The organism is Pseudoruegeria sp. HB172150, assembly GCF_013184805.1.
Classification (GTDB): Bacteria; Pseudomonadota; Alphaproteobacteria; order Rhodobacterales; family Rhodobacteraceae; genus Psychromarinibacter.
On sequence record NZ_JAATNG010000002.1, the window covers coordinates 420,392 to 440,190 of the forward strand.

Here is a 19,799-nt window from a genome sequence, read left to right on the forward strand (position 1 = left end):
CTACGGCGCCGGAACCAACCGGTGCACCTCGTCCGAACGTTCCGACGCAATGAACATCCACCGCCGCAGCGCCAGCCCGTCAGCACTGCATTCCGGGATCCATTTGCCGCCGATTGCGATCGTTGGCTTGTGTTCCTCGGTGAACGTCCGGCTGACCCCGGCCATCGAGGCGTGCGTGGTTGTGCGGCGCGCCTCGATATCGAAGGCGATTGCGCCGTCCTCGGCGGTCCAGGTGCCGAAGGCCTGCCAGCGGTGGTTCTCGACCCTGACATCCGGGCCCGTCATCGTATGCGGATTGTCGATGGTCAGGCTCCCGTCGCCGTTGATGGACACGACAGGGCCGTCATACTCGTAGGTGACGGACATGTCCGGTACCTTGGCAAAGACGCTTTCCAGCTTGCTGCGGAACCGGAACGGGTCGCTGCCGTCGGGGCCGGGAAGCTCCATCCAGCGGCCGACGAAACAGCGGCAGCCCGAACCCGAACTGTTGCCAGAGGACAGCCCGACCGAAAGCGGCTCGCCTGACGGCGAGATCGCGGCAAGGCGGACGGGCGAGGCCGGAGGCGGTGAAATGGTCTGTGTGCCGGTAACGCGGATCCAGTCGCCGTCAGGGCCGCGCAGGCCGACCTGCGCGGTACCGGCCTCTACCGTCAGCGCGCCGCCTGTCTCGGGCAGGGTGATGTCGGCGACCTGGACCGACAGCGCCTCTCCCTCGATGGTCGCGTCGCAGGTCTCCGTCAGGTTCACGGCGGGACTATCAGGGCCAGAGGGCAGGGGCCTGCCATCCGGAAACCGGATCGTGCCATCCGCCTGCGCGATGGCCCAGTCGAGCCACCGGTCCGGCGGCAGAAGCGTTGCGGCGCGCGAGGTGTCGCGCAGCCAGTCCTCGCCGTCGAGTCCCTGTTCGAAAACCCATTCGGTATCGAACTCCGCCTCGGCCCAGAAATAGAATGTCTGCGCGTCGTAGCTGTGCTCCGTCAGTTCGCAGGCGGGCTGGCGGCCAAAGAACTGCTCTATCACGTCGTTCCGCGCGGTAGTGCCGGGCACCACCTTGTGCGCGAACCAGTCCGCCGATGCTTCCCGCCAACATGCGTCGTTGCCGGGCGAGGCGCCGTAGGCATCGTACTGCATGGTGTGCATCCATTCATGCGCGATGGAGAAATCGGTCAGGTTCCGGGCCGCCATCCGCTCGGGGAAGGTCACGATCATGCAGGTACGGGGCGGGAGCCGGGAGCCTATGGCCGCGCGCAGGGCGGAACTGCCGTCGAGACCGTTGCAGCCGGTGAAGGCCATAGAGGCCCCGAAGGTGTCGGTGTGGCTCTCTACGAACAGGACCGGGCGGGTCGGCTTCACCGCGATCGCGATCTCCTGTTCAACGATGCGCGGGGCGAGCGCCTCCACCCGCGCAAGAAGCGGTCCGGAAGTGTCGGGTGTGCCGAGGTAATAGACGTCCTGCGCGCCGACGGTGAACCCGGCCTTCTGCAGCGTGCCCTGTTCCGACATCTCGGCATAGAGTGCGGCCCAATCCTCACGGGTGGGCGGAACGCCTCCGTTACCGGGGCAGGTCGCCGCCGTGGCGCAGAGCGGGGCGGCTATCAGCGCGGCGGCAATCGGGGCGGGAATGCCGAACCGGATCATGACCTAGCGGACCACGATCTCGACGCGGCGATTCCTTGCCCGCCCTTCGGCGGTGGCATTCGTCGTCTCGGGTGCGAGATAACCGACGCCGGCGCCTGTCACCCGCTCCGACGCGATGCCGTGATCGGCGATCAGCCCGTCGACCACCGACTGTGCGCGGTTACGGGACAGGGCGAGGTTGTCCTCGAGCCCGCCGACATTGTCGGTATGGCCGACGACGATGATCGACAGGTCTGGGCTGGCGGTCAGCACCTCTGCGATCAGCGCGATGGTCGGGGTGCTTTCCGGTTTGATCGCGGCAGAGCCGGTGTCGAAGTGGATGTCGTAGAAGGCGATCTTGCCTTCGGCCTCGAGCTGGCTGGTGACGGCCTCGGCATCGAGGACCTTGTTCTCGAAGGCGGCGGTGTCGACGGCGTTCACGTTCACCCAGCGCGGCGCGATGATGATCTGGGCGTTTGTCGTCGCCTCGTCAGAGGTTTTGGCGACGGTCAGGATGCCGAATTCGTTCTGCAGGATCTTGCGCCAGGTGGTTTCGCGCAGCTCGATCAGGTTGCTCCGGCCGCAGTCGCGGCTTCTGCAGGCGACAAGGACATCGAATCCCTTCTCGGCCAGCTTTTCCTCGTAGCTGCGCATGACCTGCAGGATCGATGCGCCCTCGGGCAGGTCATAGACGATGCGGGTGACGGCGCCTTCGAAGTCCTCGTATTCCTCGGGGTCGACGCTCGTGAACATGCGCTGGTCGTCGTACTCGAGGGCTTCGTAAAAGACGATGTTCGAGCCCTCGTAGCGGCCGATTTCCGGATGGTCCGCGGACCCCTCCGCATCGTCCTGCGCAGCGGCGGGGGTGGAGAAAAGCGACAGGGTGGTCATCAAAATGAACAGGGGGCAAAGGCGTAACATATCAGTTTCCTTATATATTCCGGCCCGCACCCGGAGCCGACTAAACAGGATTTGCTTAACTAATTCAACCAATCGGCCCGCGGATTGTTCCGTTGCGTTACCCTGGATGGAGGAATCTGTCCGAGCGGTCTGCGCTCAGGAGTGCCGATGGGCACCGCCTCTACCCGCGTCCCCAGACCGACGTTTGCGCTAACATGCCTGAAATCAATGACTTGACCCCCCGTCCCCATGGGGACACCCCTTGCGGAGTGTCCTTCTCGCCCCCAAATCGACGCCATCTCTGGCCAAGCCGGGCACCATCGGCTATCTGGCGGCCCTGACTCACCGAGGGACGGCGATGCCCCAAGCCTACGACACCCCAGGCCCCGTCGAGCGCGACTGGTCCGATGCCATCTCCTCCGTCGAGGAGATCATCGAGGACGCCCGGAACGGCCGCATGTTCATCCTCGTCGACCACGAGGACCGCGAGAACGAGGGCGACCTCGTCATCCCCGCCCAGATGGCCACGCCCGAGGCGATCAACTTCATGGCCACCCACGGCCGCGGTCTGATCTGCCTGTCGCTCCCCGGCGACCGCATCGACGCCCTCGGCCTGCCGCTGATGGCCTCGCAGAACTCCTCGCGCCACGAAACCGCCTTCACCGTCTCCATCGAGGCGCGCGAGGGCGTGACCACTGGCATCTCCGCCCATGACCGCGCCCGAACCGTCTCGGTCGCCATCGACCCGACCAAGGGCGCCGCCGACATCGCCACTCCCGGCCACGTCTTCCCGCTCCGCGCCAAGGACGGCGGCGTGCTGGTCCGCGCCGGCCATACCGAGGCCGCCGTCGACATCGCCCGTCTCGCCGGCCTGAACCCCTCCGGCGTCATCTGCGAGATCATGAAGGAAGACGGCGCCATGGCCCGCCTTCCCGACCTGATCGCCTTCGCCCAGCGGCACGGCCTGAAGATCGGCACCATTTCCGACCTGATCGCCTACCGCCACCGCCACGACAACCTCGTCAACGAAAGCGCCGTCAAGGCGGTGAGCTCGGAATTCGGTGGCGAGTGGATGATGCGCGTCTTCACCGACGAGACCCAGGGCGCCGAGCATATCGTTCTGTCCAAGGGCGACATCGCCAGCGACGACCCGGTGCTGGTGCGGATGCACGCGCTGAACCCGCTGGAGGATGCGCTTGGCCTCGGCCCGCACCCGGCGAACGAGTTGCGCAACGCGATGAAGGTGATCTCGGACGAGGGGCGCGGCGTCCTTGTGATGCTGCGAGATCCGACGATGAAGCTTGTCACCGACGGTCAGGTAAGCCCGCAGATCCTGCGCCAATACGGGCTTGGCGCGCAGATCCTGACCGCGCTGGGCCTGACCCGGCTGATCCTGCTGACCAATTCGCCCCTGCCGAAGGTGGTGGGTCTTGAAGGCTACGGGCTGTCCATCGAGGGCACCCGCAAGATTCCGAAGGAGTAGACGATGGCCGGAGCCGAAACCCACTACGAGTTGCCGCTGCCGGACTTCGACAAGCCCGTAAAGGTGCTGATCGTGGTCGCGCCCTATTACAAGGATATCGCCGACGACCTGATCGCGGGCGCGCAGGCTGTGTTGAAAGAGGTCGGCGCCGAGACAGAGCTGGTCGAGGTGCCCGGCGCGCTGGAAATCCCCGGCGCCATCGCCACCGCGCACCGGCTGTCGAACTTCGACGGCTATGTCGCGCTGGGCTGCATCATCCGGGGAGAGACCACGCATTACGAGACGGTCTGCAACGACTCCTCGCACGGACTGATGCTGCTGAACCTGCAGGGCTGCTGCATCGGCAACGGCATCCTGACGGTCGAGAACAGGGACCAGGCGGTGGTGCGTGCCGATGCAAAGGGCCAGAACAAGGGCGGCGGCGCTGCTGCCGCGGCGCTGCATCTGGTCGCGCTGGGCCGGAAATGGGGCAAGCCCAAGGGCGGGCTGGGCTTTCGCCCCGCGTCCGAGGAATTCAAGATTGCCGGCGGTGAAGGAACGGGAACCGCATGAGCAATCCCAGTAAACGCCAGATGAAATCCGCCGCCCGGCTTTATGCGGTGCAGGCGCTGTTTCAGATGGAAGCCTCGGGCCAGACGGTCGAGGCGGTGCGTAAAGAGTTCGAGGATTTCCGCTTTGGCGGGGAGTTCGAAGGCGACGAGATGGTCGAAGGCGACGTCGAGCATTTCCGCGCCGTTATGGAAGAGGCGGTGAACCGACAGGCGCTGATCGACCAGATGACCGACCGGGCGCTGGTGGCGAAATGGCCGATCGCGCGGATCGACCCGACCCTGCGTGCCCTGTTCCGCGCAGCGGGGGCGGAGCTGGTAGAAAAGAGCACGCCGCCGCGGGTTGTGATCACGGAATATGTGGACGTGGCGAAAGCGTTCTTCCCGGAAGGCCGGGAGCCGAAATTCGTTAACGCCGTTCTTGATCACATGGCGCGGGAAGCGCAGCCAGAAGCGTTCTGAGTGGCATTGCAGTCACACTGAGGGTTTCCAAATTCCGACATTCAGAGCAAGGAACTCTGAGTTTCTTCCAGAATTCCCGCAGATTTCTGCCAATCTGAGAATTTTCGCTGTGCGGCGGTAAATTCAATATTTTTTCCTTGGTTGCGCGCGGTTTCCGGGAATTTCTTGCACGCTTCGCGGGTTCTATTAACATTCACATGCCCGTGATAGCGGGCGGGTGGGACTGTATTTCAAGGAGGGACCCACAATGGCAGATCAAACGACTAATCCATCCCCACCGCCAGAAGAGCCAGGCTATGCGGGCCAATCTGAAGTCCTCGATGCCATCCGCAAGAAGCGCGGCTGGTTCATCTTCCTCGGTATCGTGATGATCATCGCAGGGATGGTGGCGATCATCTATCCGTTCATGGCGACGATAGCGGCGAAGATCCTGTTCGGCTGGATCATGATGGTCTCTGGCGCACTTACCCTGTGGCACGCGTTCCAGACCCGAACCTGGGGTTCGACCATCTGGAACTTGCTGATCGGTATCCTGACATTGGGCGTCGGCGTCTACCTCGCCTTCTTCCCGCTGACGGGTATTCTTGTGATCACACTGGTGCTGGGTGTCACTTTTCTGATCGAAGGCATCATGGAGGTGATCATGGGCTTCCAGAACCGCGACAATAAAGGTTGGGGCTGGGTTGTCGCGTCTGGCGTCGCCACGCTGATCCTGGGAGGTCTATTGCTGTACGGATTCCCGGGCACGGCCGTCTGGGCGCTAGGTATCCTGGTCGGGATTCACTTCATCACTTCCGGTTCGTCGATGCTGGCGCTGGCGATGGCGGCCAAGCGGCTGTAAGCAACAGAATGAATAGAAGTTTTCTGGGCCCGCTTCGGCGGGCCTAGCTGTTTTCGGGATCCTGCGTGACCAGACGGTATTCCTGCAACTCCTCGGGCACGAGGATGTAAATCTCCTCGGGCGGGGTCACCAGCGCGTGGCGCATGATCGACGGGTCGATGTCCATTTCGAGCAGGTATTCCAGAACCTCTCCCTGGCCGCGCTGTATGTCTTCGACGGCTAAAAAGGCGGGCAGGACGGTGTTCTCGTCGAAATAGTGCTGATGGACGCCGATATAGGCATCATCTCCGGCGCGGCGATCGAGGCCGGCCGCAAGCAGGTAGGGGCAGGCGGACAGACAGATATCGCCAGCCTCGACCTCGGTCGCGACACCCAGCGCCCGCAGCGCGCGGCCGATCTCCAGCGAGTCGTTGACCGACCCGCCAGGGCTGTCCAGCGTCACGCGGGTAATCTCCCGCGATGTCGTTTCGATCCAGTCGTCGAACCGCTCGGAATCGCCCGGCGCGATGGTGCCGGAAATGTGCAGGACATCCTCTTCGGTCGTATCCGGCTCGAACTGCAGGCGGGCAGGCAGGTCGCCGGACGGCGGCAGGTCGGTGCCGGGCCGGGCCGGGCGCGTTGGCAGCCGCTCCGGATCGTATCGGCGGGTCTGGTCGCCGGGGTTGATCGGCTCATCGAGCAGCGGCGCGTCGGGGGCGAATGAGATCTGCGGCAGGGTGCGGGCAATGTCGCGACCGAACAGGATCGCCGCGATGCCGATCTGGATGACAAGGATCGCCTTGATTGCCTGCGACGCGGTCAGCCTAGTCATCGCCGGTGGCCCGGATCCTTTGCACCTTGGGATCCTCTGGCTGCTCCTTGCCGGTGGTTTCCGGCGTTGCCTTGGGCTTTTCCGTAGTGCGGTCCAGCGCCATTTCCACCTCGCGCACGGCCCCCAGCGCGGCGCGGAATTCCGCCAAGGTCAGCGTATCCTCCACCCCGGCCCGCCCGCGCCCCTGCCGGATCGCGGCCTGCGTCACCATCACGATGAAGACGAGGACGGCGGGCAGCAGGTCGATGGCAATTGCGCCGGCCCAGGAGGGGACGAAGTTGCCGGCATAGAGGATCACTGCGTCGGCGGCAGAGATCGGGGTATAGGTGATGTCCTCGGCCGCGGGCATCGCCATGACCTCTTCGGCGGCCTGTTTCAGCGTCTCGGCGCGCTGGGCGAGGACGGTGAGAACGGAGTCGATGGTCGAGGATTGTTCGCCGCGGATCTCGCTGACTTCGGGCAGGACGACGGAGGCGGAGAGGTCGTCGGCGGCGCGGACGACGAGGGGTGCGACTGACAGCTGGCGCAGGGTGGTGATAACGCCGGCGAGGCGCACGGCCTCCTCGGAGAAGGAGACTGAACGCTGCTCGACCGGTCCGGGTTCGACCGTGAGGGCGCGCATCCGGCTGAGGATGGCGTTGCCCTCGGCGAAGGCCTGGTCGATCAGCGGACCTTGCGCGGCGATCTGCGCCTCCAGGGCCGAAAGTTCCTCTGCCTTCTGCCGCAGAACGCGGAAGACGGCGCCGCGCCCGGCAAGGCCGGATAGGTCGCCGGCGGCTTCCTGTTCCGACAGATCCTCGAAGCTCTGCCGTACGCGGGCGACGTCGCGTTCAAGGCTTTGCGCTGAAATTGCTATGGAATTCGCGCGCTCCAGCGAGGTCTGATATTGCTGCACGGTGTTCGCAAGGTGCTGTTCCACCGCCGCAGCACCCGCCAGGGCGGCCGCATTCAGCCATGAAGACATGGCGACGATAGCGGCGCAGCCGAGAACCATGGAAAAGAACAATCCGATGCGGGCGGAGGCGGAACGCACCGCCGGCAGAAGCCGCATCATGTAGGACCAGAAGACGAAGATCCCGACCGACACGGCGATGGAATAGGCCATCGCAGCGAAAAACGACAACGCACCGTTGTCGTCCAGCAGCGACGACACGCCGAGGTAGGTATAGATGCCAGACGCCACAGCCAGCACCGCCAGCGCCGCCGAGGTGAAGCTGTCGAGCCAGCCCAGATGCCCCTCGAGTTCCTGCGCATAGCGGAGGCCATGCGCCTCGGACGGGGTCAGCGGTTTGTCGGAATCGGTCATTTGGCCCTCCTGAACGGTGGATAATATAGGTGGCCTTCTGCCGATGCGCAGGGTTTTTCGGTTAACGAAACGGCGAGTCGGGCTCGTGCGGCACTTTTCCCAGTTGAACTTTTTTTTGCGCGTGGCAGCTTACACTCGATGATAAGGGAGTTTTTCATGCCCCAACTGGTCCGTTTCTATATTCGTCACACCCTGATCGGATTCGCCGTTGCCGCCGCGTTCGTTGCCGCGCTGCTTTGGTTCAACGTCGCGAATCTCTGGCATCTGGTGTCCACCTCGGATGTCGGCGTGCTGGCGGTGTTCCTGCTGTTCATGTTCCACGGCATCGTGTTCTCGGGGGTGCAGTTCGGCATCTCGATCATGCGTCTGGCCGAAGACGATGCGGACCGCGGTTCGCGCGGGCCTCAGCATGCCGAAGCGCTTGTACCGATCCCGGTGCGGGACGAGCGCCGACGCTGAATTCGGCGACGGCCAATAAAAAAAGGCGCGTCCCGTGGGGGCGCGCCTTTTTTTGTGACGGAACCGCCGACAACCGTGGAGGATTGCTATTCCCGAGGACCTGTTTGCACAGGTGGGCGCCAGGTAACGAGGCCAGGACCCCGACAGAGCCAGCTCCCTCGGAATTGATTAAGGCCACCGGAATATGACCTCTGCACGGGAAGGGCAGAACCGTCTTGGTCTGAGATAGGCGTGTGCGGCGACCTCGGCAAGAGGGTCGTCAGGTGGGAATCTCCGCAATCGACAGAAGGATCGGCAACAGGGCCTCGTCTTCTGGTGCGGAGCCGCCGCGTGAAAGGGTCCAGCTGAGCGAAAGGGCGCAATGGGCAGCGGCCCAGTTGAGCAGATTCTGCTTCGGGATATCGAGTGCCTGCGCGTAGATGTCCGTGTGGTGCCGAATGCGTTCTAGTTTCAGAATTTCAGGTTCCAAACCGACCGGATTGCGCAGGGCATTGGCCAGTTCGTAGGCGGGGTCGCCCAGCAGACCCTTCGGGTCGATGACCACCCAGCCGCGCGGCCCGTTCATCACGTTGTCATGGTGCAGGTCGCCGTGGAGCAGCTTAGGCGCACCCTGCGCGGCGAGGCAGGCGCACGCCAGCGCGCGTCCGGCCTCCATCCGCGCTGCAAGTTTGCCCGACAGCCGAAGCCGCGGCGCCGGATCAAGCAGCGTACGAAAGTACCGCTCCAGCGGCATCAACCCGTCCGGCGGCGCAATGCCACCGCGATGCAGCGACACAGCCACTCCCGCCAGAACCTCCGCCGCTGCGTCGTCCTGCCCGTCCCGCGCGAGATCGCCCAGCAACGGCCCGTCCAGCCATTCCAGCAATACCGCGTCCCCGGCCGCCTCGAGCAGCCGCACCGCACCGGTCCCGTCCCAGGTGCGAAGGACCGAAGCCGCGTTCTCTTCGTCCGTATCCACCCCGGGCCGCGCGATCTTCAGCGCCGCCGGGCTGCCGTCGGCGCGTATGACGCGGTAGACCCAGCCGACGGCGGTTTCTGCCACCAGCCGGCGGTCGGATAGCTGCCAGTCGGCGCAGGCGCGGGACAGTTGGGCGTTGGGTAGGGTCATCGCGTCAATCCGTAGCGGGGCGGGAGGACGACCGCCAGCCTGGAGCATGGGCTTGATTTTTGTTCACTAATTGTTCATGCTTTCCATATGCCCGACGACGCCCTCACTCCGCAGATGAAGCCCGGCCAGTTGCTGGCCCGCGGCGTGTGCCGGCACCTGCTGAGCCATGACTTCGTGACGGTGGAAGAACTGACGCCGACGCTCGGCCTGCGCGTCGATGTCATGGCGCTGGGGCCGAAAGGCGAGATCTGGGTCGTCGAATGCAAATCCTCGCGCACCGATTTCCAGACGGACCGCAAGTGGCAGGGCTATCTGGAATGGTGCGACCGGTATTTCTGGGCCGTTGACGAGGCGTTCCCTACAGAGCTGCTGCCCGACGAAACCGGCTTGATCGTCGCCGATTCCTACGATGCCGAAATCGTGCGGATGGGGCCGGAAACGAAACTTGCGCCGGCCCGGCGCAAGGTGATGATCCAGAAATTCGCCCGCCACGCTGCGCTGCGCTGGCAGGCGGGGCGGGACCCGGATCTCAACATGGCGGTGTGGTAGCGGCTATTTCCGCTTCGGCTTTTTCGCGCTACGCGCACGGGCGGCGGCGGCGCGGATTTCCTCGGCGATTTCTTCGGCTTCCTCAGGTTCGAAATCCATCGGGATTTCGAAGCCGGCGCCCTCGACAAAGATGCGCACCATGCCCTCTGTCGTTGGGCCGATCTGCAGATTTGCCTCGATATTGCTTTCGCTGTTGATGCCCATCTCTGGCCTCGCTGAATGAAGCTCTGCCGGTATCGCAGGCTGCGGAAAGGAACAAGGTGTAGATACTTGACTTAGTCAAGTGTTTGCGGCAGCCTTATGGTACAGGAGAGCCCGCCATGGATGCCATCGACCGTCTTCGCCGCTTCAATCGTGAGTATACCGCGAAAATGGGACTTCTGGCACGGGATCATCTTGGAACCAACCTCAGCCTGACCGAACTTCGCCTGCTATACGAGCTTTTCGCCGAAGATGGTCTGACTGCGCGTATCCTGGCGGAACGGATGGATGTGGACGAGGGATACCTGAGCCGGATCCTGAAAACTTTCGTGGCGCGCGGCTGGGTCGCGAAGCGCACGCCGAAGCGGGACGCGCGGCGACGAATCCTGGCGATGACGGACGAGGGGCGCGCTTTTTTCGCGCCGCTGGTGCAGAAGTCGCGCGATCACCTGGCGGCGCGGTTCGCAGCGGGTGGGCCCGGTGCCCTCGAGCGGGCCGCCGGCCATGCCGAAGCTGTGCTGGCGAACATGGCACCGGCTGGGGAGGCGGAACTGCGCGATCTGTCCCACGGGGACATCGGCTGGCTGGTAATGCGGCATGGCGAGCTTTACGCGCGCGACGAGGGGTTCGACTCTACCTTCGAGGCGCTGGTCGCCGAGATCCTCGCCGATTTCCTGCGCAACCGTGATCCGGAATTGGAGCGCGGCTGGATCGCGGCCAGTGGTGACGAGCGATTGGGCAGTATCTTCTGCGTGCGACAGGACAACGAGACGGCGAAGCTGCGGCTGTTCCTGCTTGAACCGCATGCGCGCGGGCTGGGGCTGGGCAAGAGGATGCTTGAAGCCTGCATGGCATTCGCGAAGGAGCGCGGTTACAGGCGGATGGTTCTGTGGACCCATGAAAGCCACGAGGCGGCCTGTGCGCTGTACCAGCGGGCGGGGTGGCGGCTGTTGCGGTCGGAACCGAAGGTCAGTTTCGGTCAGGACGTGGTGGAACAGCACTTCGACTACGAATTCTGACCCCGGAACCTCTTGCATTCGCGGCGCGTGGAGGCTAATTCGCCCGGCAGTGCCGCCTTAGCTCAGTTGGTTAGAGCGCTGGATTGTGGATCCAGAGGTCCCCTGTTCAAGCCAGGGAGGCGGTACCATTCAAATACACTTGGGAAATTTCGTTTGTCAGGGCGGTTACGAGGCAAGTGACCGGGCGATGACCAGTTTTTGGATGTCGCTGGTGCCTTCGTAGATCTGACAGACGCGCACGTCGCGGTAGATGCGTTCTACTGGGAAGTCGTTGACGTAGCCGTAACCGCCGAAGACCTGGATTGCGGCGGAACAGACTCTTTCTGCCATTTCGGAGGCGAAGAGCTTGGCCATGCTCGCCTCTTTCAGCGCGGGTTTGCCGGCGTCCTTCAGGGCTGCTGCGTGCCGCACCATTTGGCGGGCGACCTCGACCTGCGTCGCCATGTCAGCGAGCCGGAAGGCCACCGCCTGATGGTCCATCAGGGTCTTGCCCATGCTGGTGCGTTCCCGGGCGTAGGCGGTCGCCGCCTCCAGCGCCGCGCGGGCCATGCCGACGGATTGCGAGGCGATGCCGATGCGGCCGCCTTCGAGGTTCGACAGTGCGATGCGGTATCCCTGACCTTCCTCGCCCAGCAGGTTGTCGGACGGGATCTCCAAATTTTCGAAGGCAAGCTGCGCAGTGTCGGACAGGCGCTGGCCCAGCTTCTTTTCAATGCTGGCAACGCGGTAGCCCGGCGTTTCGGTTGGAACGATGAAGGCGGAGATGCCTTTTTTGCCTGCCTCCGGATCGGTCACGGCGAAGACGATGGCGATGTCGGCGTTCTGGCCCGAGGTGATGAACTGCTTTGTGCCGTCGATCACCCAGCCGGAATTGGTGCGCCGCGCGCGGGTCTTCAGCGCGGATGCGTCAGAGCCCGCCTGCGGTTCCGTCAGGCAGAACGCGCCGAGCCAGTGGCCGCGCGCCATCGGGCGCAGGAACCGCTCCTTCTGCGCCTCGGTGCCGAAGCGCAGGATCGGCACGCAGCCGACCGAGTTGTGCACGCTCATGATCGTGGAAACGGCGCCGTCGCCGGCCGCGATTTCTTCCAGCGCCACGGCATAGGCGATGTGATCGGTGAAGGAACCTTCCAGCTCGTCGGGCACCAGCATGCCCATGAATCCGAGCGCGCCCATTTCGCGCAACGCCTCGGCCGGGAACGTGCCGGTGCGGTCCCATTCAGCGGCATTGGGGGCCAGCCGCTCGGATGCGAAGCGGCGGGCCATGTCTTCGATCAGTGTCTGGTTTTCGTCCAGCAACATCGCAGGTTCCTAGATCAACTCGAAGGCGATAGCCGTTGCCTCTCCGCCTCCGATGCAGAGGGAGGCGATGCCACGCTTGAGCCCGCGCGCCTGCAGCGCGTTGAGCAGTGTCACGATGATCCGCGCGCCGGAACAGCCGATGGGATGTCCGAGCGCGCAGGCGCCGCCGTTCACGTTCAGCTTGTCGCGCGGGATATCGAGGTCGCGCATCGCGGCCATTGCGACGACCGCGAAGGCTTCGTTGATTTCGTAGAGGTCGACATCGCCCGTGGACCAGCCGAGCCGGTCGAGCAGCTTGCGGATCGCGAAGATGGGCGCGGTGGTGAACCACGCCGGTTCCTGCGCATGGCTGGCGTGGCCCAGGATGCGGGCGACCGGCGTCTGGCCGGTGGCCTCGGCGCTGGACAGCCGGCTGACAACCAGCGCCGCGGCGCCGTCGGAGATAGAGGAGGAGGTGGCCGCCGTAACCGTGCCGTTCTCGCGGAACGCAGGGCGTAGGTGCGGGATCTTTTCGGGTTTGGCGCGGCCGGGCTGTTCGTCGTCAGCGACGGCGCCGACGGTCACGATCTCGGACCCGAAGGCGCCGCGGGAGATTGCGGCGCGGGCACGGTCGAGGGATTCCAACGTGTACTGGTCCTGCGCCTCGCGGGTGAACTGGTAGTGCTGCGCCGTGTCCTCGGCAAAGGTGCCCATCGAGCGGCCCTTGTCGTAGGCGTCTTCGAGCCCGTCGAGGAACATGTGGTCCTTGATCTGGCCGTGGCCCATTCGGTAACCGCCGCGCGCCTTCTCCAGCAGGTAGGGGGCGTTGGTCATGCTTTCCATGCCGCCCGCGATGACGATGTCGGCGCTGCCGGCGGCGATGGCGTCGTGCGCCATCATCGTTGCCTTCATGCCCGAACCACAGACCTTATTCAGCGTGGCACAAGGCACCGATTGCGGCAGTCCCGCGCCGAGCGCCGCCTGCCTTGCCGGCGCCTGGCCAAGCCCTGCGGGCAGGACGCAGCCCATGATAACCTCCTGCACCGTGTCGGGGCCGGTACCGGAACGGGCCAGCGCCGCCGAGATGGCGGTGGATCCCAGCGCCGTTGCGCCGTGGCCCGATAGCCCACCCTGAAACGCGCCCATTGGCGTTCGCGCGCTGCCGGTTATGACGATCTGTTGCTCTGCGCTGTTCATGGCTCCTCCTCACCGCGCTGATAGGCCGGTCATTGACGTACGATTTTACTCATGAGTATAGAGGTTACGCAAAGGGAAAATTCCCGGGAGAGTCGCATTGGCGAAAGCATTGCCCCAGACGGCCGGATCGCCCTGGCCCACGGCCGAGGACCGCGACCGTGTGCGCCTTCGCAAGAAAGAGGCGGTGCTGTCGGCCGCGGTACGGCTGTTCAACTCGAAAGGGTTCAATGCAACCTCGCTAGACGACGTAGCGGAAGCCTTGCAGGTAACGAAGCCGACGATCTACCACTATTTCGCCAACAAGGACGAAATTCTGTTCGAGTGCGTCCGGCGCGGACTTTGCAGCATCAACGATGCCGCAGCGCGGGTAGCGGCGCAGGGAGGCAGCGGCGCGGATCGGCTGCGTGCGCTGATGACCGACTACGCTAAGGTGATGACCCAGGATTTCGGCATGTGTGTCACGCGCACTGCCGACAGCGAACTGTCTGCCGAGTCGCGCAGCCAGTTCCGGGCACTGAAGCGGCAGATTGACCTGACCGTGCGCCGGGTGGTTGAGGAGGGCGTGAAGGACGGGTCGCTGCACACGGCGGATGCGCGGCTGGCGACCTTTACCATGACCGGGGCATTGAACTGGATCGGCCGCTGGTACGATCCCGAGGGCGAGATGAGCGCCGAAGCTGTCGCTGCCGGGATTGTGAGCACACTGATGAACGGTCTCGCCGCAACCGGGAAGGCCGCGTGATGCCGCTGCCATCAGCGCTGTCCAGTCTGCGCCTGCCCGCTATCGCCGCACCAATGTTCCTGACTTCCGGCCCCGATCTCGTGGTCGAGGTGTGCCGTTCCGGTCTTGTCGGCACCTTTCCGGCATTGAACCAGCGCAGCACCGAAGGGCTTTCGGACTGGCTAAGCGAGATCGAGGAACGGCTTTCAGCGGGCACGCCCTATGGCGTGAATCTGATCGTGCACCGGTCGAACCCGCGGATGCAGGCCGATCTTGCGGAGGTGGTGCGCCACAAGGTGCCGCTGGTCATCACATCGCTCGGTGCGGTGGCCGAGGTGGTGGATGCGGTGCATTCCTATGGCGGGCTGGTTTTTCACGACGTGATTTCACGTCGGCATGGCGAGAAGGCTGCGGCAGCTGGGGTAGACGGACTGATCGCCGTCTGCGCCGGTGCGGGCGGCCATGCCGGAGCGCTGTCTCCTTTTGCTCTGGTGCCGGAACTGCGGGACGTATTTGACGGCACCGTTGTGCTCGGCGGTGCGATTTCGACCGGAGCACATATCGCGGCGGCGCGCATTATGGGGGCGGACATGGCCTATCTTGGCACTCGGTTCATCGCGACGGCCGAAGCGATGGTGCCGGAAGAATACAAGGCGATGATTGTCGAAACCCATGCGTCCGATATCCTTTACACGCCGAACATCTCTGGCGTGCATGCGAATTTCATGCGGCCGAGCATGGTGGCGGCGGGGCTCGACCCTGACAACCTGCCGCCGCATGCGGTGCTGGACATGGCGAACGAGGCGAAGGCATGGAAGACGGTGTGGTCTGCCGGGCAAGGCGTGGGCTCGATCCGGGACCTGCCTGGCGCGGCTGAGCTGTGCGCGCGCCTTATCGATGAGTACCGGGAAGCGGTGCTGGAAATGTGCGGCGATTCCTTTGTGCGGGTACCATTGTGAGCGATCTGGTCCTTTACGAGGCGGCTGACGGCATCGCCCGCATACGGTTCAACCGCGCCGGAGCGCTGAACGCGCTCGACGTGGAGTTGACTGAGGCCTTTCTGCTGGCAGCGCGGCGGGCGGTAGAAGATCCAAAAAACCGCGTAATCGTGGTGAGCGGCACCGGACAGGCGTTCATGGCGGGTGGCGATCTTGGCTATTTCCGCCATGCCGCGGATCCGTGCGCGGCGCTGGTCGCGGTGATCGAGCCGGCGCATGGGGCGCTGAAGCTGCTGGCGGCGTCGCCTGCCATCGTGATCGCGTCGGTTCAGGGCGCAGCCGCCGGGGCTGGAATGTCGATCGCGCTGGGCGCGGATCTGTGCGTCGCGGCGGAGGACCTGTCGATGAGCTTTGCCTATCCGCGGGTAGGCGGGCCGGGGGACTGCGGCGGCACATGGGCGCTGCCGAGGCTGGTTGGCCTGCGCCGCGCGATGGAGATTGCATTACTGTCGGACAGGCTGGATGCGGCGACGTGCCTGGAGCTGGGCCTTGTGACGCGGGTGGTCACAGTCGAGGCGCTGGACGAGGAGACTGATCGGCTGGCCCGCCGGATCGCCGCCGGGCCCCCGCTGGCGCAGGGGCGGCTGAAGTCACTGTTGCGTACGGCACTGGATACACCTTACGACGCGCAGCTCGACGCCGAAGCAGCGGCGTTTGCCGAGTGCGCCGCGACCGAGGATTTCCGCGAGGCGGTAGCGGCGTTTTTTGACAAACGGCGCCCACAATTCATCGGCTGCTGACGACCAACCCGGGAGGATACTATGCAAGACGCCTACATTGCCGGTTACGTTCGCACGCCCTTCACCTTCGCGCACAAAGGGGCGCTGGCGGAGGTTCGGCCGGACGACCTTGGAGCGCATGTGATCCGGGCGTTGCTGGAACGGACCGGTGTTCCCGGCGGTGAGATCGAGGACGTCATCTGGGGCTGCGCCTTTCCCGAGGTGGAACAAGGCCTGAACATCGGGCGGATTGTCGGGATGCTGGCGGGTCTGCCGGAAACGGTGGCGGGCGCAACAGTGAACCGCTGGTGCGGATCGTCGATCCAGGCGGTTCAGATGGCGACGGGCATGATGCTGATGGGGGCCGGCGAGGCGTTCATCGCCGGCGGTACCGAAAGCATGTCGCGTGTTCCGATGATGGGTTTCAATACCTCGCCCCACCCAAGCTGGAGCCAGCAGGATCGGGACGATTACATGAATGTCGGGCTGACGGCCGAACGGGTGGCGCGGGAACATGGCGTCAGCCGCGAGGAGCAGGATGCCTTTGCCTTTGCCAGCCATTCAAAGGCGCGGGCGGCGCAGCTGGATAGGCGGCTGGCCAGCGAGATCGCACCCTACGAAATCGTAGATGGTACCGTGGCCAATGACGGTTGCGTGCGCGAGACCAGCCTGGAGAAATTGGCGAGCCTGAAGACGGTGTTTCTGGAGGACGGGACGGTGACGGCCGGTTCGTCCTCGCCCATGACGGACGGGGCGACCGCGGTGCTTGTCTGCAGCGAGGGGTTCGCGAAGCGTCATGGATTGACGCCGATGGCGCGGGTCCGGAGCTTCGCGGTTTCAGGCTGCGCGCCGGGGGTGATGGGGCTGGGGCCCATTGACAGTTCACGCAAGGCACTGGCGCGCGCGGGGCTGGACATCGGGGACATCGACATTGTCGAGATGAATGAGGCTTTCGCCTCTCAGGCGGAGGCCTGCCGCCGGGCTTTGGAGATTGACCCGGCCAAACTGAACATCGACGGTGGCGCGCTGGCACTGGGCCATCCGCTGGGAGCTACAGGCTCGCGTCTGGTCGGCAAGGCGGCGACACTGCTGCAGCGGGAGGGCGGCCGATACGCACTGGCGACCCAGTGCATCGGCGGCGGCATGGGGATCGCGATGGTGCTCGAGGCCGCCTGACCAGATTTCTGGCCTGTCTAGAAACCTCATCTGTGGACCTGGCCACTCCGCGACCTGTCAGCCGCGGGGCGGTTGAGCGTGCTCTCTCATCTATAATATGTCCTACAATATGGAACTTATTTCATAAGCGGTCGGAAATGTCGATGTTAAGCAGCTCGATTTCGCATCCATAAACTATTGAGTATTGACACAATTAGGAAATCGCTTCATCCATAGAGTCGGCCCGTACGCATTCCATCATTCCACATCTTGGGACAAGCTGGCCGTACTGTCCCGGCCCGGAGTTCAGCCGCTCCAGATGCGCGCGGGCAGAGCAAACGGACTGGAGGGGAGGCCAGCATCGTGACAGACATGTCGCCAGCCGACAGGCTGACATCCTACGCAGCCACCGAGATGTTCTCGCTCGCCGGAAAGACGGTTCTCGTCACCGGAGCTTCCTCTGGCATGGGCGAGGCGCTGGCATTGACGATGGCGGCGGCTGGGGCGGCGAAGGTCATCATCGTGGCGCGCCGGAAGGAGCGGCTAGATGCGCTGGCCGCGGCGCATTCCGCATTTGTGCCGATCGCCTGCGACCTGATTTCCGAAACCGCCCGGTCCGAACTGATCGAGGAGGTTCACGGCCACGGCCGGGTCGATGTGCTGATCAATACAGCGGGAATGATCGCAGATGTCGTTCCCGGCGAGGACGAGACGCGCGAGAACATCGAGCGGACCATGCAGCTGAACCTGATCGCGCCATTCGAGATGTGCCAGGCGGTAGCGCCCCAAATGCGGGAAGCCGGGTCGGGGGCAATCATCAACGTGGCCTCGATCAGCGGTGTGGTCGGCGTCGGGCGTATTCCGCAGGCTTCCTACGTCGCGTCGAAATCAGGGCTGGTCGGCCTTACCCGCGAGCTCGCGGCGCAATGGGGGCGCTGGGGCATCCGGGTCAACTCCATCGCCGCGGGGTATTTCATGAGCGACCTGACGGTCGACATGTTCGCCTCTCCGAAAATGGCCGAATGGCAGCGGAGTCGGCAGCCGATGAACTTCCGGGGTGAGCCGAGCGACTTTGCCGGGACCGCGCTGCTGCTGGCCAGCGACGCGGGACGCTTCATCACCGGGCAGGCCATTGCCGTAGACGGGGGATGGACCGCGATCTGACTTCACCGGGTTCAGGCAAGCGGCGGGATACAACGCCGGACGGACCGAACTAGCTAGCATTAGGGAGGAAATTGAGAATGCAGAAAGCCAAACAGTCCGGCCGGGCAGGGTTCATGGCCGCAGCCGTACTTGCCCTGACCGCGGCCGCTGCAGCGGCGCAGGACCCGTACCGCATCGGCATGTCCATCGACCTGACCGGTCCGATCAGTTTCAACGGCAAGATCGCCGCTGCAGGGCTGGAAACCTATGTCGACAAGCTGAACGCCGAGGGTGGCGTCAACGGCCGGCAAGTCGAGCTGACCGTGGCCGACGACGCGTCGGACCTTGCCAAGGGCAAGGCAAATACCCAGCGCTTTGCCGATAACGGCTCACTGGCTGCTTTCGGTTTCATCCTGACATCCGTCAGCGCGGCGGTGGCACCGCAGGCGGCGGAAGACGAGATACCCATCGTCGGCCTGGGCGGGCTGGAAGAGCTCCTTAACCCGCCGCAGCCCTATTACTTTTCCTATGAACTGACGGCAGCCGACCTGTCTTTGCCGATTTTGCAGTTCATCGAGCAGCACGCCGCCGAGAATGGCATCGAAACGCCGCGCGTCGCCATCCTCGTCGTGGACGTGCCGTCGAACCACCAGGTGGCGGAACGAGCCGCCGCAGAGATCGAGAAACGCGGCTGGACGGTCGCAGAGACCCAGTATTTCGCCATCTCTCCCACCGACATAACTTCGCAGGCGGCGGCAATTCGGGCGTCGAAGCCGGACTACGTGCTGATGAGCCATAACGATGCCGGCGCGCTCGTCGGGGTCAAGGGGCTGCGGCGGCAGGGCATTTCCGTGCCGGTGATAAACCAGTGGGCCGGGTCGGCGGATGCGACCATCGAGCAGCTGGGTGAGGGCTATTATGCCTTCCGCACGTTCGTCGGCCCCGCCGAGGAAGGCAATCCCGCCATCGAGGAGATGCGCGCCGCGGCCGAGGAACACGGCTATTCCGGTGACATGACGAACTCTTACTTCACGCAAGGCTATGTCGGCGGGATGATCCTGGAGAAGGCGCTGATGGAGTGCGGCGCGGATTGCGCCAGTGGCGCGGAGTTCGCCGCCGCGCTGGAGAAGGTCGGCGAGATCGACACCGGTGGTATGGCCGGGCCGCTGGCGATCAATGCCGACACGCACGAGGCGGTGAAATCCGTCCGCTTCTATACCTGGGATGACGCCGAGGGTGGTGTCGTCGCGGTGACTGACTGGATCGGCAAAGGCACGGAATAAC

The 19,799-nt window shown here is 64.3% G+C and carries 21 protein-coding genes and 1 tRNA gene; 14 read left to right on the forward strand and 8 right to left on the reverse strand.

Going from position 1 to position 19,799, the window contains the following annotated elements; all coding sequences use genetic code 11:
- Both HCO70_RS13825 and HCO70_RS13830 read right to left on the reverse strand, forming a co-directional pair.
- Complete coding sequence (locus tag HCO70_RS13825; protein WP_172297073.1) at nucleotides 1-1,638, reverse strand: hypothetical protein; 1,638 nt, start codon at nucleotides 1,636-1,638, stop codon at nucleotides 1-3.
- A 3-nt stretch (nucleotides 1,639-1,641) separates the two neighbouring features.
- Nucleotides 1,642-2,508 (reverse strand): OmpA family protein, encoded by an 867-nt coding sequence (locus tag HCO70_RS13830; protein ID WP_216665430.1) that lies wholly within the window; start codon nucleotides 2,506-2,508, stop codon nucleotides 1,642-1,644.
- A gap of 367 nt (nucleotides 2,509-2,875) precedes the next feature.
- On the opposite strand from HCO70_RS13830, the gene ribB reads away from it, so the two are divergent.
- The 4 genes from ribB to HCO70_RS13850 all read left to right on the forward strand — a co-directional run bounded on the left by ribB (nucleotide 2,876) and on the right by HCO70_RS13850 (nucleotide 5,851).
- Nucleotides 2,876-4,000 carry a 3,4-dihydroxy-2-butanone-4-phosphate synthase gene (gene ribB / locus HCO70_RS13835; protein ID WP_172297437.1) on the forward strand — a complete coding sequence of 375 codons (1,125 nt, stop codon included), beginning with the start codon at nucleotides 2,876-2,878 and terminating at the stop codon, nucleotides 3,998-4,000.
- A 3-nt stretch (nucleotides 4,001-4,003) separates the two neighbouring features.
- Nucleotides 4,004-4,552, forward strand: coding sequence for a 6,7-dimethyl-8-ribityllumazine synthase (locus HCO70_RS13840; protein ID WP_172297076.1), 549 nt, complete (start codon nucleotides 4,004-4,006; stop codon nucleotides 4,550-4,552).
- Entirely contained in the window at nucleotides 4,549-5,010 is a 462-nt protein-coding gene (gene nusB, locus HCO70_RS13845) for a transcription antitermination factor NusB (protein ID WP_172297078.1), read from the forward strand. The genes HCO70_RS13840 and nusB overlap by 4 nt, the downstream gene beginning before the upstream one ends.
- A gap of 247 nt (nucleotides 5,011-5,257) precedes the next feature.
- Entirely contained in the window at nucleotides 5,258-5,851 is a 594-nt protein-coding gene (locus tag HCO70_RS13850; protein WP_172297079.1) for an HdeD family acid-resistance protein, read from the forward strand.
- A gap of 43 nt (nucleotides 5,852-5,894) precedes the next feature.
- Here the strand turns inward: HCO70_RS13850 and HCO70_RS13855 are convergent, their stop codons facing one another.
- Both HCO70_RS13855 and HCO70_RS13860 read right to left on the reverse strand, forming a co-directional pair.
- Nucleotides 5,895-6,662, reverse strand: coding sequence for a hypothetical protein (locus tag HCO70_RS13855; RefSeq protein WP_172297081.1), 768 nt, complete (start codon nucleotides 6,660-6,662; stop codon nucleotides 5,895-5,897).
- Nucleotides 6,655-7,968 carry a hypothetical protein gene (locus tag HCO70_RS13860; protein WP_253913279.1) on the reverse strand — a complete coding sequence of 438 codons (1,314 nt, stop codon included), beginning with the start codon at nucleotides 7,966-7,968 and terminating at the stop codon, nucleotides 6,655-6,657. Before HCO70_RS13860 ends, HCO70_RS13855 begins: the two co-directional genes overlap by 8 nt.
- A gap of 156 nt (nucleotides 7,969-8,124) precedes the next feature.
- Between HCO70_RS13860 and HCO70_RS13865 the strand changes: the two genes are divergently transcribed.
- Nucleotides 8,125-8,427 (forward strand): hypothetical protein, encoded by a 303-nt coding sequence (locus HCO70_RS13865; RefSeq protein ID WP_172297083.1) that lies wholly within the window; start codon nucleotides 8,125-8,127, stop codon nucleotides 8,425-8,427.
- Nucleotides 8,428-8,686: 259 nt separating this feature from the next.
- Here HCO70_RS13865 and HCO70_RS13870 read toward each other — a convergent pair whose 3' ends face one another.
- Nucleotides 8,687-9,535, reverse strand: a complete 849-nt coding sequence (locus HCO70_RS13870; RefSeq protein WP_172297085.1) for an aminoglycoside phosphotransferase family protein — start codon at nucleotides 9,533-9,535, stop codon at nucleotides 8,687-8,689.
- Between the two features lie 87 nt (nucleotides 9,536-9,622).
- Between HCO70_RS13870 and HCO70_RS13875 the strand changes: the two genes are divergently transcribed.
- Nucleotides 9,623-10,084, forward strand: a complete 462-nt coding sequence (locus HCO70_RS13875; RefSeq protein ID WP_172297086.1) for an MmcB family DNA repair protein — start codon at nucleotides 9,623-9,625, stop codon at nucleotides 10,082-10,084.
- 3 nt (nucleotides 10,085-10,087) lie between these two features.
- Here the strand turns inward: HCO70_RS13875 and HCO70_RS13880 are convergent, their stop codons facing one another.
- Complete coding sequence (locus HCO70_RS13880; RefSeq protein ID WP_172297088.1) at nucleotides 10,088-10,288, reverse strand: DUF6324 family protein; 201 nt, start codon at nucleotides 10,286-10,288, stop codon at nucleotides 10,088-10,090.
- A 116-nt stretch (nucleotides 10,289-10,404) separates the two neighbouring features.
- Between HCO70_RS13880 and HCO70_RS25105 the strand changes: the two genes are divergently transcribed.
- Together HCO70_RS25105 and HCO70_RS13890 are read left to right on the forward strand one after the other, a co-directional pair.
- Nucleotides 10,405-11,304 (forward strand): bifunctional helix-turn-helix transcriptional regulator/GNAT family N-acetyltransferase, encoded by a 900-nt coding sequence (locus HCO70_RS25105; protein WP_172297090.1) that lies wholly within the window; start codon nucleotides 10,405-10,407, stop codon nucleotides 11,302-11,304.
- Nucleotides 11,305-11,355: 51 nt separating this feature from the next.
- Nucleotides 11,356-11,432: transfer RNA gene (locus tag HCO70_RS13890), tRNA-His, on the forward strand.
- Between the two features lie 37 nt (nucleotides 11,433-11,469).
- Here the strand turns inward: HCO70_RS13890 and HCO70_RS13895 are convergent.
- Nucleotides 11,470-12,603 carry an acyl-CoA dehydrogenase family protein gene (locus HCO70_RS13895; RefSeq protein WP_172297092.1) on the reverse strand — a complete coding sequence of 378 codons (1,134 nt, stop codon included), beginning with the start codon at nucleotides 12,601-12,603 and terminating at the stop codon, nucleotides 11,470-11,472.
- Between the two features lie 9 nt (nucleotides 12,604-12,612).
- Nucleotides 12,613-13,779, reverse strand: coding sequence for an acetyl-CoA C-acyltransferase (locus tag HCO70_RS13900; protein WP_172297094.1), 1,167 nt, complete (start codon nucleotides 13,777-13,779; stop codon nucleotides 12,613-12,615).
- Between the two features lie 97 nt (nucleotides 13,780-13,876).
- Here HCO70_RS13900 and HCO70_RS13905 point away from each other — a divergent pair, with 97 nt between their 5' ends.
- From HCO70_RS13905 to HCO70_RS13930, 6 genes are all read left to right on the forward strand, one after another.
- A complete protein-coding gene (locus tag HCO70_RS13905; RefSeq protein WP_216665431.1) occupies nucleotides 13,877-14,521 on the forward strand; it encodes a TetR/AcrR family transcriptional regulator in 645 nt (214 codons plus the stop codon).
- Nucleotides 14,521-15,459 carry a nitronate monooxygenase family protein gene (locus HCO70_RS13910; protein WP_172297096.1) on the forward strand — a complete coding sequence of 313 codons (939 nt, stop codon included), beginning with the start codon at nucleotides 14,521-14,523 and terminating at the stop codon, nucleotides 15,457-15,459. The genes HCO70_RS13905 and HCO70_RS13910 overlap by 1 nt, the downstream gene beginning before the upstream one ends.
- The gene (locus tag HCO70_RS13915; RefSeq protein WP_172297097.1) at nucleotides 15,456-16,238 is read left to right on the forward strand and encodes an enoyl-CoA hydratase-related protein; all 783 of its coding nucleotides are present in this window, start codon (nucleotides 15,456-15,458) and stop codon (nucleotides 16,236-16,238) included. Before HCO70_RS13910 ends, HCO70_RS13915 begins: the two co-directional genes overlap by 4 nt.
- A gap of 21 nt (nucleotides 16,239-16,259) precedes the next feature.
- The gene (locus HCO70_RS13920; protein ID WP_172297099.1) at nucleotides 16,260-17,393 is read left to right on the forward strand and encodes a thiolase family protein; all 1,134 of its coding nucleotides are present in this window, start codon (nucleotides 16,260-16,262) and stop codon (nucleotides 17,391-17,393) included.
- A 351-nt stretch (nucleotides 17,394-17,744) separates the two neighbouring features.
- A complete protein-coding gene (locus tag HCO70_RS13925) occupies nucleotides 17,745-18,536 on the forward strand; it encodes an SDR family NAD(P)-dependent oxidoreductase (protein WP_253913306.1) in 792 nt (263 codons plus the stop codon).
- A gap of 77 nt (nucleotides 18,537-18,613) precedes the next feature.
- Nucleotides 18,614-19,798 carry an ABC transporter substrate-binding protein gene (locus tag HCO70_RS13930; protein ID WP_172297103.1) on the forward strand — a complete coding sequence of 395 codons (1,185 nt, stop codon included), beginning with the start codon at nucleotides 18,614-18,616 and terminating at the stop codon, nucleotides 19,796-19,798.
- Nucleotide 19,799: the final 1 nt, after the last annotated feature.